9 protein-coding genes are annotated in these 13,351 nt (G+C 74.6%); 4 read left to right on the forward strand and 5 right to left on the reverse strand.

Going from position 1 to position 13,351, the window contains the following annotated elements:
* Positions 1-5: 5 nt before the first annotated feature.
* Positions 6-710: a hypothetical protein gene (locus ACIQUQ_RS03055; protein ID WP_403970661.1), complete on the forward strand. Its 705-nt coding sequence runs from the start codon at positions 6-8 to the stop codon at positions 708-710.
* Positions 710-1,714, forward strand: coding sequence for a serine/threonine-protein kinase (locus ACIQUQ_RS03060; protein WP_403970664.1), 1,005 nt, complete (start codon positions 710-712; stop codon positions 1,712-1,714). The genes ACIQUQ_RS03055 and ACIQUQ_RS03060 overlap by 1 nt, the downstream gene beginning before the upstream one ends.
* Here ACIQUQ_RS03060 and ACIQUQ_RS03065 read toward each other — a convergent pair.
* Positions 1,711-3,009, reverse strand: a complete 1,299-nt coding sequence (locus tag ACIQUQ_RS03065) for a streptophobe family protein (protein WP_403970667.1) — start codon at positions 3,007-3,009, stop codon at positions 1,711-1,713. The two genes, ACIQUQ_RS03060 and ACIQUQ_RS03065, sit on opposite strands and share 4 nt — an antisense overlap.
* Positions 3,010-5,424: 2,415 nt before the next feature.
* Here ACIQUQ_RS03065 and ACIQUQ_RS03070 point away from each other — a divergent pair.
* Positions 5,425-6,873, forward strand: coding sequence for a DUF6777 domain-containing protein (locus ACIQUQ_RS03070; protein ID WP_403970670.1), 1,449 nt, complete (start codon positions 5,425-5,427; stop codon positions 6,871-6,873).
* A 101-nt stretch (positions 6,874-6,974) separates the two neighbouring features.
* On the opposite strand, the gene ACIQUQ_RS03075 is transcribed toward ACIQUQ_RS03070, so the two are convergent.
* Complete coding sequence (locus ACIQUQ_RS03075) at positions 6,975-7,442, reverse strand: SRPBCC family protein (protein WP_403970673.1); 468 nt, start codon at positions 7,440-7,442, stop codon at positions 6,975-6,977.
* 63 nt (positions 7,443-7,505) lie between these two features.
* Here ACIQUQ_RS03075 and ACIQUQ_RS03080 point away from each other — a divergent pair, with 63 nt between their 5' ends.
* On the forward strand, positions 7,506-9,581 hold the full coding sequence (locus ACIQUQ_RS03080) for a SpoIIE family protein phosphatase (protein ID WP_403970676.1): 2,076 nt from the start codon (positions 7,506-7,508) through the stop codon (positions 9,579-9,581).
* A gap of 275 nt (positions 9,582-9,856) precedes the next feature.
* Here ACIQUQ_RS03080 and ACIQUQ_RS03085 read toward each other — a convergent pair whose 3' ends face one another.
* The 3 genes from ACIQUQ_RS03085 to modA form a co-directional block, all read right to left on the reverse strand.
* Positions 9,857-10,231 carry a peptidase inhibitor family I36 protein gene (locus ACIQUQ_RS03085; RefSeq protein WP_403970679.1) on the reverse strand — a complete coding sequence of 125 codons (375 nt, stop codon included), beginning with the start codon at positions 10,229-10,231 and terminating at the stop codon, positions 9,857-9,859.
* Between the two features lie 181 nt (positions 10,232-10,412).
* Positions 10,413-12,413, reverse strand: a complete 2,001-nt coding sequence (locus ACIQUQ_RS03090; RefSeq protein WP_403970682.1) for an ABC transporter permease — start codon at positions 12,411-12,413, stop codon at positions 10,413-10,415.
* A 117-nt stretch (positions 12,414-12,530) separates the two neighbouring features.
* Entirely contained in the window at positions 12,531-13,325 is a 795-nt protein-coding gene (gene modA, locus ACIQUQ_RS03095; protein WP_403971778.1) for a molybdate ABC transporter substrate-binding protein, read from the reverse strand.
* Between the last annotated feature and the right edge of the window lie 26 nt (positions 13,326-13,351).

The raw sequence follows: 13,351 nt of genomic DNA on the forward strand, positions 1-13,351 counted from the left end.
CCTCCATGACCGGATACGACGACGCGTACGCCCCGGACTTCCGCCCCACGCACGTGGTCCCCCAGGAGGGCCTGCCCGCCTGGGAGGCCCCGGACGTGTCCCGGCCCACCGAACCGCTCGACCCGTTCCTGCCGGTGCAGCTCCTGGCCCGGCGCGGCGAATGGGGGCAGATCCTGTGCGCCAACGGCTGGAGCGCCTGGGTCGACGGCCGGCTCCTGGTCGCCGTACCCCAGGCGCCGCCGACCGGCGGCCGGCCCCTCTCGCGCACCGAGAACCCCCAGCCGCTGCTCGACCGCAGCGCCGAGGCCCTCGAACGCTACCGGCGCGCCGCCGCCGACCTCGCCGCCGGCCGCACCGACGCGGAGGGCTTCCGGCGGGCCACCCGCGGCCTGCGCACCGGGATCGTCGTCGACGGCGAGGACGTGTGGGTGTACGACGACTCGGCCGGCCGGTGGATGTACGGCGAGGGCAGCCGGCTGACCACCTACGCCGCCGCCGGACCGGGGGAGCGGCTCTCCGGAGCCACCCCCGAGACCCCGCCCGCCGCCGGAACACCGCCCCCGGCGGCCCCGCCCGCACCCGGAGCCCCGCCCGCCGCCACCCCGGCACCGGAGCGGGGCGGCTCCGAGGACGAGACCCGCCCCGCCCCCTCCCTCGGCCACGAGCCCACCCGGGTGACCGGCGTGCCCGACGGCCCCGGTGACCGGTGATGGCGCAGGACCCCGACCCCGGACTCCCCAGCGGCCGGGCCTCCGACCTGCGAGGCCGGCAGATCGCCGGCTACCGCGTCGAGGCGGAGATCGGCCGCGGCGGCATGGCGGTGGTCTACCGGGCCCGGGACCTGCGCCTGGAACGCACGGTCGCCCTCAAGCTGCTCGCCCCCGAACTGGCCCGCAACGACACCTTCCGGCAGCGCTTCGCCCACGAGTCACGGGTCGCGGCCGCCATCGACCACCCGCACATCGTGCCGGTCTTCGAGGCGGGCGAGACCGAGGGCGTGCTCTTCATCGCCATGCGCTTCGTCTCCGGCCAGGACCTGCGCCACCTGCTGGACGGCACCGGCCCGCTGCCCCTCAAGACCGCGACCCGCATCGCCGCCCAGGTGGCCTCCGCCCTCGACGCCGCCCACGACCACGACCTGGTCCACCGCGACGTCAAACCCGGCAACATCCTGGTCGCCGAGGGCACCGACAGTGACCACCCCGAGCACGTCTACCTCACCGACTTCGGCCTGACGAAGAAGTCCCTCTCCCTGACCGGATTCACCAGCGTCGGGCAGTTCGTCGGCACCCTCGACTACGTCGCCCCCGAGCAGATCTCGGGCAAGCCGACGGACGGGCGCTGCGACGTCTACAGCCTGGCCTGCGTGGTGTACGAGACCCTCACCGGCGGCCCGCCCTTCCAGCGGGACGACGACCTGGCCCTGCTGTGGGCCCACCAGTACGACCCGCCGCCGCCGGTCTCGTCCCACCGCTCGGACCTCCCGCACGCGGTGGACGAGGTCCTCGCCAAGGCCCTGGCCAAGTCGCCCGAGGACCGTTACGACACCTGCCTGGGCTTCATCACCGCCCTGCGGCTGGCCGGCGCGGCCGTCGAGCCCGCGGCGCCCCCGCCGTCCGCCGAGCCCCCGGTCGCCGGCGAACCGGCCCCCGGGCCGCCCCAGCCGCCCCCGCCCTGGGCCCTGCCGGTCTTCCGGTCTCCGGCGCGCTCCTAGGACCCCCGTCCCGGGGGCCTGGCCGGGGCCTCGCCGTGGTGGCGGAGGCGGGGGGCGAGCAGGCCGGCGAGGAATCCGGCGGCCGCGCCCCACAGCAGCGCCACGCCGACGTTCCGCCAGAACAGCGGGCTCAGCTCCACCCGGCCGCCGAGACCGTCCACGTCACCGATGCCGAGCAGCGAGAGGCCGAAGCGCGCCTCGACGTTCCCCAGCAGCGACACGGCCAGCGCGGCCAGGGCCAGCGCCACGCCGAAGCGCAGGGCGTGCTGCCAGGGGCGGACGCGGGCGGAGGAACGTACGGCCGTCAGCACGGCGGCGCCCAGCACCAGGACCGCGGCGACCACCAGCAGCCACCAGGCCCGGCCGTCGTACTCGGTGAGCGTGCCGAGGTCGACGCGGGAGACGTCCGGGGTGCGCAGCACGTCGTCCAGGATCTGCGGCATCGGCAGCCCGAACGGACCCTGCACCTGACCCTCCCACGCGCCGCCCAGCCCCACGGTGAACCCGAGCCAGGCGATGTTCGGCAGGCCCAGCAGGATCACGGCGAAGGTCTCGGCGACGTGCCCCCGGGTGGCGGCGACCACCAGCCCGATGACCAGGGCGACCAGCACGTACGCGAGGAGCAGCAGGACCGTGGCGGAGGCGGCCGGCCGCACGGCCTCGTGGAAGCGCACCAGCCGGGCCGGCAGCGGGGCCCGCGGGGACACCAGCAGGGCCAGGACCAGCAGGCCCAGGATCCACAGCAGCCCGAAGCCGAGGGTGGCGCCCATGTCGGCCCGGAAGCCCACGGACGGGGAGGCGTCCAGGAGTTCGCCGAGCTCGCCCAGGGGGTTGTCGCCCACGTCGATGCCGAAGGTCTGCCGGGCCAGGGCCGCGCACCCGGCGAGGGCCAGCAGCCATAGCAGGACCAGCTGTGCGCCGCGCAGCCCCAGCTCGCCGGCGGTGGCGACGGCGCGGTGCCGCAGCGGGCGGACGAAGCAGTACCCGGCGGCGAGTGCGCCCGCCAGGGTGACGGAGAGGGGGAGTACGACGATCGAGGCGTCGGCGTCGGCGAGGAACCCGGCACCGCCGGACACCTCCACGGAACCGCCGGCCGCCATCACGACCACGGCCGCGACCACCCGGGGGAAGGCGCCCTCGGGGAGGTCGGCGGCGCCGGCCGCCCAGAGGCCGAGCGAGGCGGTGACGATCATCGCGGCGAAGCCGGCGACCACCGCGAGGAGCGCGTCGCGCCAGCCGTGCACGGCGGCCGCGCGGGTGGCGGCCCCCTGGGAGTTCGCTGCCGTCCGGCTCACCCTGCCACCGTAAGCACCCCGGGGTCGGCCCGCCCGTCGAGGCGGGCCGCGGTGCGGCTGCGCGGCGCGGAGAGCGCGAGAGCCGGACATCGCTGCCCCGCACCACGCTCCCGGTTCACGGCCGCCCGCCGTGGGGTCCGCCGGGCGGAATTCTGGGCGGGTCATGCGCGGGCCAGAACGCCGGGAGGGCTCGGGTCCGGCACGGACCGCCTGCCGGCATGGGGAAAGGCACGCCGCGGCCTCTGGGGACGGGACGTCCGGCACCTGCTGGGCCGAGAGGTCCGCTGAGCGGAACTGTGGCCAGGTCATCTGCGGGCGCAGACGCCGGGAGGGTTCGGATCCGGCATGAATCGCGCCATCGGCATGGCGGAACAGCGTCGCGGCCTCCCGACCCGCGGCAGCCGGCGCCCGCTGGGCTGTGTGGTCCGTTGAGCGGGATTGTGGGCAGGTGATCCGCGGGTCCAGACGCCGGGAGGGCTCGGACCCCAGCCTGAACCGGCCACCAGTACAGGGAAATCAACGCCGCGGCCTCCCGGCGCGAGGGGATCGGCACCTACCGGGCCGTGAGATCCGCGGAGCGGAACTGTCGACCGGTCATCTGCGGGTCCAGACGCCGGGAGGGCTCGGACCGGCATGATTCGCCCGCCGGCATGACGAAAAGCACGCCGCAGCCTCCCGGCACGAGGCCTCCGGCACCTGCCTGGCCGTGAGGTCCGCTGAGCGGAACTGTGGGCAGGTGATCCGCGGGTGCAGACGCCGGCAGGGTTCGGACCGGCATGATTCGCCCGCCGGCATGGCGAAAAGCATGCCGCGGCCTCCCGGCACGAGGCCTCCGGCACCTACCGGGCCGTGAGATCCGCTGAGCGGAACTGTCGACAGGTGATCCGCGGGTCCAGACGCCCGGAGGGCTCGGGCCCGGCACTGATGGCAGTGTGGGCTCCCTGATCAGCCCCGGACGGCCTGGCGGCCGCCGTGACGGCGGGAGCGCGTAGCGATCTGTGGCGGCTTATGAAGGGGCACAGACGGGCCGGAGGCCGCTGAGACTGCTGGTGGGCCTACGGACGCTGTCGCGTCCGCCCCTTGGGGCGGGGGCTCTCGTCTTGGTGCGGGGAATCGCACCCGGCACCGTCAGGCCTGAGGTGTCCCCCCCAGACCGGCCAGCACCCAAAGCCCCCGAACACGGAGGGGCCGCGGGGCCTGTGCCTAGATGCCGCCCGGCGTGGGGTTGTCCGCCGACCGAGGGTTTCCGGACCGGGGCGGGCCCTCAAGGGCGCTGCGCGTCGCTGCGCGATGACCCTTCGGGTCACCCTTGACCGCCCACCCCGGTCCGGAAGGCAAAATCCCTCGGCGGACAACCCCCGAAAAACGCCCCGGAGGAACACAAGCCACCCACCACACTCAGAGCCCTTGCCCGGCGTCGGGGGAGGAAGCATCCCACCAGACGGCAGCACGACCTCCGCCCACCAACGCTCCCGCCCAGCCCCCGCCCCACGGGGCGCGCACCCCCGTCCGTAGGCCCACCAGCCGTCTCAGCGGCCTCCGGGCCGTCCGTGCCCGTTCATAAGCCGCCACCGATCGCTACGCGCTCCCGTCGTCTCGGCGGCCGACAGGCCGTCCGGGGCTGATCATGCCGCCGGCACTGCCGAAGCAGCCAGGTCCGAGCCCTCCCGGCGTCTGCACCCGCGGATGACCTGCCGACAATTCCGCTCAGCGGATCTCACGGCCCGGTAGGTGCCGACTGCCTCGTGCCGGGAGGTCGCGGCATGCTTTTCGCCGTGCCGGCGGGCGAATCATGCCGGTCCGAGCCCTCCCGGCGTCTGAGCCCGCGGATGACCTGTCGACAGTTCCGCTCCGCGGATCTCACGGCCCGGTAGGTGCCGATTCCCTTGTGCCGGGAGGCTGCGGCGTGCTTTTCGTCATGCTGGCGGGCGATTCGTGCCGGTCCGAGCCCTGCCGGCGTCTCGACCCGCGGATGACCTGTCGACAGTTCCGCTCCGCGGATCTCACGGCCCGGTAGGTGCCGATTCCCTTGTGCCGGGAGGTCGCGGCGTGCTTTTCGCCGTGCCGGCGGGCGAGTCATGCCGGTCCGAGCCCTCCCGGCGTCTGCACCCGCGGATGACCTGCCCGCAGTTCCGCTCAGCGGATCTCACGGCCCGGTGGGTGCCGAATCCCTCGTGTCGGGAGGTTGTGGCGTGGCTTCGCCGTGCCCGGGGCTGGTCGGTGCCGGTCAGAGCTCTGCCGTCGGTGCTGCGCGTCGGTCTCCGGCTTTGCGGCTCGTTGCGCGGGGCGCGGACCTGCAGGACTTGCGGCCGTCCGGGTGGCGTACAGAATGGTCCGCAGGAGTGAAGAAGTCCGGTTTGTCCCCCCTGGGGGCCCGTCTCGAAGACCGAATCCTCCGCCTGGGAAGAAGAGCCCGTGACCACACAACCCTCCGGCAGGCCGTCTTCCGGCCGCCCCTCAGGTCCCCCTTCAGGTCCGCTCTCCGGACCCTCCCAAGGGGGAGCCGCCACGCCTCCTCCCGGTACCCCGCCCGGACCACCCCCCTCGGGCCCTTCCGGGCCGTCCGGCCCGTCCGGCGGCGGGCCCGGCGCGCCCGGTGGTGGGGAACCCGGGGGGAAGCCCTGGTGGAAGTCGGTGCCGCGGATCGCCACCGCCGCCGTCGCCGTGGTCGCGGCGGCCGTGCTGGCGATCGTGCTGACCCGTCCCGACGGCGGCGGGGGCGACACCCCGCAGGCCAGCGGCGAGGTCTTCCTGGAGCCCGCGGCCTCGACCGGCGAGGCGCCCTTCACCGACTCCACGGCCCAGGGCTCCGTCATCCCGGAGTCCCAGGGCACGCAGACCACGCAGCCCGCGTCCCCGACCGCCACCGGCCAGACCGCGGCCACCCGCAGTGTCAGCGGCTCCGCACCCGGTCTCTACGGCGGCACCCAGAACGTGGCCGCCTGCGACGTGGAGAAGCAGATCACCTCCCTCACCTCGCAGCCCCCGAAGAACGCGGCCTTCGCCTCCGCCCTCGGCATCCAGTCCTCGGACGTCCCCGACTACCTGCGCTCCCTCACCCCGCTCCAGCTGCGCAGCGACACCCGGGTGACCAACCACGGTTACGAGAACGGCGAGGCCACCGCCTACCAGGCCGTGCTCCAGGCCGGCACCGCCGTGCTCGTCGACGACCGCGGCGTGCCCCGGGTGCGCTGCGCCTGCGGCAACCCGCTCGGTCAGCCGGTGCCGCTCCAGGCCGACCCGAAGCGGTACGGCGAGCCCTGGGCCGCGTACCAGCCGCAGAAGGTCGTCGTGATCGCGCCGTCCACCACCGTGGTCTACAAGTTCGTGATCTACGACCACAAGGACCGCAAGTGGTTCGAGCGGGAGCACGGCGGACACGGCAAGCACGACCGTCCGGTCCCGCCGCCGAAGCCGTCCCCGATCGTCACGCCGACGAGCCCCTCGCCGTCTGTGTCGCCGTCCGTGTCCCCTTCGGTCTCCCCGTCGGTCTCGCCGTCGGTGTCGCCCTCGGAGTCCACGTCCGGCTACCCGTCCGGGTCGACCTCCGTCTCGTCGCCCCCGACGCCCACGCCCAAGCCGTGCCCGTCCCTCGAAGGCACCGTCATCGTGACCCCGTCGCTGAAGCCCGGGGAGACGCCGCCGACGCCCTGTCCGCCGCTGAAGCCGCCGCCGGGCGAGACGACGCCGGCCTCGCCCGACTCGCCCGCCCCCTACTCGGAGACCCCGGCGCAGTCATCGGCGCCCGCGCCGCCGGCCGAGCAGCGGCCCCTGTCGCAGCCGCCGGCTCCGGCATCCACCTCCACCCCGCCGGCCCCGCCGAGCTCCTCCGTCCCGGCACCCGCCGAGCAGCCCGGCTACTGAACCACTGAGGAGGGCCCGGGGAGCCCCGGAGGCCAAGCGCCGGCCTCCGGGGCTCCCCCGCGTGTGCGGGAGGCCCCGGGCGGAGGCTTCCCCGGACGCCCCTACGCCGTGCCGCCCTCGACGTGTGCCGCCACGTCCGCCAGGTCCTTCTCGATGGCCTTGGCCACCGCCCGCCGGCCCAGCCCGCCCAGCAGGCGCGCGACCAGCGGCATCCGGTGCCCCTCCTGCGGCCGGGCGGAGAAGATCATCCGGATGTTGGTCCGGCCCGGCCCCGTCTCCGTCAGCACGAACTCCGACACGTAGTGCATCCCCGAGTTGTCCGCCTCGGCCACGTAGCGGGTGGGCGCGTCACAGGCCGTCACCCACATCTCCTCGGTGGCCTGCTTGCCGAACATCCGCCGGGTCTCCCGCCATCGGGTGCCCACGCCGAAGGGGCCCGGCGTGAGCACCTCCACGCCCTCCACGCCGCTCAGCCGGGCCGGCATGGCCTCCAGGTCGGTCATGGCCCGCCAGACGCGCTCCAGCGGTGCGTGGACCTGCCGGTCCACCGAGACTTGAGGGTTTCCCATGAACCGGATTGTCACCCTCCGTTCGGTCCCCCGCGCGGCGCCGATCGGTGAGACAGTGGCTGCATGGCCGAAAGGGGACTGCCCCGGACCGCCGCGCCGGCACCGGACGAGTGGCCCGCCCGGCCGGAACAGAGCCTCGCGCTCACCGGTCTGGGCACCTTCGACTGGAACCTCGACAGCGGACAGATGCACCTCGATCCCACCGCCCTCGAGGTGTTCGACCTGCGCCCGTACGAGTGGGGCGGCACCGCCGGCTCCCTGCGCCAGCGCATCCCGCCCGGCGAGGACGCCCGGCTCGACGCCCGCATCGCCCAGGCGCTCAAGAACGGCCGTGCCGAGTACGGGGCCTACTTCCGCATCCGGCTCCGCAACGGCAGCCCCCGCTGGACCCACACGCAGGGCCACATCCTGCGGCACGCCGACGGCCGCCCGTTCCGCATCATCGGCATCGTGCGGGACGCCTCGCTCGACCCACGCCACCCGGGCGCCGGCCCGGAGCTGGACGAGGGCCGGCGCCGGATGACCGGGGTCGTCGAGCGCACCACCGCGATCCTCGCCCACGCCCGTACGGTCAACGACGTCACCGACATCCTCAAGGACCCCGAGGCCCTGGGGCACCTGGGCGCGGTCAGCGTGATGCTGGGCGTCGTCGACGGCGGCCGGATCCACCTCGTGGCCGAAGGGCAGCTCGGCTCGTACGTGCCGGAGATCGAGTACACCCGGATCGACGCCGATTTCCCGATGAGCGAGGCGGTGCGCACCATGCGGCCGGTGCTGATCACCTCGCGGGAGGAGTTCCAGGCCCGCTTCCCGATGCTGTGGCCGTACATCGCGCCGCTGGAGGTGCGCAGCGGCGCCTACCTGCCGTTGATCGCCCAGGGCCGGCCGGTCGGCGCGCTGGGGCTGTTGTACGTGCGCGACGGCGACTTCACCGCCGAGGAGCGGAACCTGCTGGTCGCGCTGAGCAGCGGCATCGCGCAGAGCCTCCAGCGCGCGATCCTCTTCGAACAGGAACACGACCTCGCCGAGGGACTCCAGCGGGCCATGCTGCCGCGCAGCATCCCGACCGTGCCGGGCGCGCAGATCGCCGTACGCTACCGGGCGGCCCGGATGGGCCGGAACATCGGCGGTGACTGGTACGACGTGATCCCGCTGCCGGACGGCCGCGTCGGCGTGATGATCGGGGACGTGGAGGGCCACGACACGGACGCCGCCGCCGTGATGGGCCAGTTGCGGATCGTCCTGCGCGCGTACGTCACCGAGGGCCACACCCCGGGCACCGCGATGGCCCGCGCCTCCGCCTTCCTGCGCGAACTCGACACCGAACGCTTCGCCACGTGCACGTACGCGGAGGCCGACCTGAACACGGGCCTGCTCCAGCTGGTCCGCGCCGGACACCTGGACCCGGTGGTGCGGCGCGGCGACGGCAGCTGCCACCGCGTCGTGGTGGCCGGCGGTCTGCCGCTGGGCCTGGCGCACAAGGAGGGCCGGCCCGCCGGCGGCGGCTACCCGGTGACCGCGCTCGAACTCCACCCCGGCGAAACGCTGCTGCTCTGCACCGACGGGCTGATCGAACGCCCCGGCCTCGACCCGGACGTCGGCATGCGGGAGTTCATGGCCGCCGTGCGCGACGGGCCCACGGACCTGGAGGAGCTGGCGGACCGGGTCTCCGACCTGGTCGGCGACGCCGGCGGCGGGGACGACATGGCCCTGCTCCTGCTGCGCCGGCACGGCACCGCGGGCCCGCGCGGCGGCGGCCCGCTGCGCCAGCACCTGACGCCCGGGGACGCGGACGCCCCGGCCAGCGCCCGGCACCTGATCCGGGCCGCGGCAGCCGCCTGGGGTGCCTGGGAACGCGCCGACGAGATCGAGCTGGCCGCCGACGAGCTGATGACCAACGCCCTGGTCCACACCGACGGCGGCGGCACGGTGACCCTCCGGCTGACCGCCGAGGGCCGCATCCGGGTGGAGGTGGAGGACACCTCCAGCGCGCTGCCGCGCCGCCGCGAGGCCGACGACTTCGCCGTGTCCGGGCGCGGGCTGATGCTCGTCGACGGCCTGTCGGACGCGTGGGGCGTGGAACCGCGGGGCGGCGGCAAGTGCGTGTGGTGCGAGTTCGCCGTACCGGCCGCCGGATAGCCCCGGCTGACGCCGGCTCAGACCGCGGCGACGGGCCCCTCGGTGGCCTTGCGGTGCTGCATGGCCGTCAGCTTCCTTACGAAGCGCAGCCCCCGACGTACACCGCCCACCAGGCGTTACCGGCGCGGCCGACACGCGGCGGTAGTGGCCGCCGGGGTCGAACTGGGTGCTGGCGCCCCAGATGCCGACGGCGTTCCGGTACGGCAGCGGAGGGCCCGGACGCGCGGTGGGCGCGGCCGGGCCCGGTCAGGGGAGGCGGCGGGACGGGTGCCGGATCAGCACTCGCCTCGCCAGCGGACCGCGGTCAGGGTGATGTTGTCCCAGTTGACCTTGTACTCGCCGGGACCGGGGTTGTAGTGCATGCACGCGGTGTAGGCGCCGGTGCGCCAGCGGTAGGACTGGTCCACGTGGTCCGCCCCGGCGTCGGGGAGGCCGTTGTTGAAGGTCGACTTGACGTTCGGGATCGACCCCGACCAGTTGCCCCAGGTCTTCAGCAGCAGCGTCCCGGACTGGTCGTATCCGGAGTACGCGCAGAAGTAGCCCTTGGGACAGCCGGGCGGGTCCCCCTCGGCGGAGGCCGACGGGGCGGTTGCCATGACACCGGCGAACGCGGCGGTGGCCGCGAGGACGCCGAGGACACGAGTGCGCACGATGAAGTTCCCCCTTCTTGTGCGGCGTGCTCGGTCGAGCGCCTTCGACGCTAGCGGGGCCCGTGAGCGCTTTTCAGGGGTTCGCGGACGAATGGCCGAAGCCACCCCAGGTGGGGTTTTGCGCTCTTGTGTCCCCGGCCGCCGGGCGTTCCAAGGGGTACGCCGTGCCGCGGCCGCGCCGTTACAGCGTGACCAGCGTGACCTCGGTGGCCTTCACGCTGGTCCACACGTCCGTGCCCTCCACCAGGCCCAGTTCGGCCGCCGCGGCCGGGGTGACCTCGGCGACCAGGTCCGGCGCCTCGGCCGAGGTGACCAGCACGCGCAGCCTGCTGCCCACCGCGGTGACCTCGCGGACCGTGCCGGACCAGACGTTGCGGGGGCTGCCCCCGGGCTTCTCGCGGTGCACGGAGACGGCCTCCGGCGCGATGATCGCCAGCGCCCGGCCGCCCTCCGGCGCCCCGTCGGCGACGATGAGCCGGCCGCCGCCCTCCAGGGCCAGGCCGTCGCCGCCGAAGGTGCCGGGCCAGGCGTTGCGGCCGAGCATCCGGGCCACCCAGGGCGACCTGGGGTGCCGGGTGACCTCGGGCGGCGGCGCGTCCTGGAGGGCCCGGCCGCCGTCGAGTACGAGGACCCGGTCGGCCAGCGAAACCGCCTCCACCGGGTCGTGCGTGACGATCAGGCAGACGCCGCCGAAGCCGTCCAGGTGCGTGCGCAGCATGTGCCGGACGTGGGCCCGCGTGGTCTGGTCGAGGGCGGCCAGCGGCTCGTCGAGCAGCAGCAGCCGCGGCCGGGCGGCCAGCGCCCGGGCCAGGGCCACCCGCTGTGCCTGCCCGCCGGACAGCTGGGCGGGCTTGCGGTGGGCCAGGTGACCGACGCCGAGCCGGTCGAGCCAGGCCTGCGCGGCCTTCCGGGCCCCTGCCCGTGGCACACCGCGGGCGCGCAGCCCGTACGCGGTGTTGGCCAGCGCGGTCAGGTGCGGGAAGAGGGCGCCGTCCTGCGGCACCCAGGCCACGCCGCGCCGGTGCGGCGGCAGCGCGGTGACGTCGGTGTCGCCCAGGCGCAGGACGGCGTGGGCGCGGGGGGTGAGGCCCAGCAGGGCCCGCAGCAGCGTGGTCTTGCCGGCGCCGTTCTCGCCGACCACCGCGATGGTGGTGCCCGGATCCGCGTCCAGGGTCAGCCGGTTGAAGCCGGTGACCTCGGCGTGCAGGGGCCAGGATCCGTCGGACTCCGGTACGGGTACGGGCGCGGGCATGGGCGCCGCGACGGGCCGGTCGCCCGCGCCCGCTCCGGAAACGGAAACGGGAACGGGAACGGCAGCGGCAGCGGGAGACTCCGGCTCCTCCGCCGCCACCCGCTCCCCGGCCCGGCCCGCGAGCGGCGTTCCGGTCCAGCGGCCGCGCAGCGCGATCAGCACCGCCATCGCGATGGCGAGCAGCAGCAGGGACAGGGAGGTCGCCGCCTCCGGCCGGTCCTGCAGCAGCAGGTACACCTGGAGCGGGAGGGTCTGGGTGGTGCCGGGCAGGTTGCCCGCGAAGGTGATGGTCGCGCCGAACTCGCCGAGCGCGCGGGCCCAGGTGAGCGCGGCACCGGCGACCAGGCCGGGCGCCACCATGGGGAGGGTGACCGTGAAGAAGACCCGTACCGGCGAGGCGCCGAGGGAGGCGGCGGTCTCCTCGTAACTCACGCGGAGACCGCCGAGCGCGCCCTCCAGGCTGATGACGAGGAAGGGCATCGCGACGAAGGTGGCCGCGACCACCGCGCCCGAGGTGTGGAACGGGAGGGTCACCCCGAAGGTGTCCTCCAGCCAGGGCCCCAGCAGGCCGCGCCGGCCGAAGCCGAGCAGCAGGGCCACACCGCCCACCGTCGGCGGCAGCACCATCGGCAGCAGGACCAGCGAGCGCACCACCGCCTTGCCCGGGAAGTCCACCCGCGCCAGCAGCCAGGCCAGCGGCACGCCCAGGAGCAGCGACAGCAGCAGCGCCCAGAAGGAGACCAGCAGCGACAGCTTGAGGGCCTCGACCACGCCGGGGCTGCTCAGGTGCGCGCCGAGCTCGTCCCACTCGGTGCGGACCAGGATGCCGATCAGCGGCAGCAGCAGGAACGCCACGGCCAGCAGGGCGGGCAGCGCCAGGGCCAGCGGGGCACGGGGGCGGCCCGGGGTGCGGGTGCGGAGGGGGCTCATGCGTCGGGGTCGTTCCTGGTCGGCGCCGGGGGCGGGGGGACGTACGGGGGCAGCGTAGGCACACGGCGGGCCTGCCCGTCCCCCCGTCCGGGCAGACCCGCTCCCCCCTCCTCGGGACTACGGCTTCTGGAAGCCCGCGTCCTGGAGGATCTTCTGCGCCTCGGGGGAGCTCAGCCACGCGACGAACGCGGCGGCGGCCTCGGCGTTCCCGGAGCCCTTCAGCGTGGCGGCCGGGTACGAGGCCACGGCGTTCTGGTCGTCCGGGATCTCGACGGCGTCGACCTTGTCCGCGGCGGAGGTCACGTCCGTCTTGTAGACCAGACCGGCGTCGGCCTCGCCGAGCTCGACCTTGCTCAGCACGGCGCGGACGTTCGGCTCCTGCGAGACCGGCTTCACGACGATCTTCTGCGCGTCGAGGATCTTCTTGCTGTAGCGGCCGACCGGCACCTCCGGCGCGGCCAGCACGACCTTCAGCTTGGTGTCGGCGAGGTCCTTCAGGGCGCCCACCTTGTGCGGGTTGCCCTTGCCCGTGGCGATGACCAGGCGGTTCTTGGCGATGACGGCCGGCGTGCCGGTCTCCGCCTTCAGGCCGTCCATCGTCTTGGTGTCGGCGGTGACCAGGGCGTCGGCCGGGGCGCCCTGCTTGACCTGCGCGGCCAGCTCCTGCGAGCCGGCGAAGGAGAAGGTGATCTGCGTGCCCGGGTGGGACTTCTCGTAGGCCGCCTTGGCCTTCTCGAAGACGTTCGTCAGCGAGGACGCGGCGAGGACGGTGAGCTTCGCGCCCTTCGCCCCGGCCGACGGGGAAGCGGCGGAGTCCTTCGCGGCGTCCTTCTTGTCGTCACTTCCGCAGGCGCTGAGCGGCAGGATCAGCGCGGCGCTGAGCAGGGCGGCGGCGGCACGGCGGCGGTTCATCGGGGACATGAGGGTGGCTCCTCGGG

This window comes from Streptomyces sp. NPDC101118, from assembly GCF_044759445.1.
Lineage (GTDB): Bacteria > Actinomycetota > Actinomycetes > Streptomycetales > Streptomycetaceae > Streptomyces.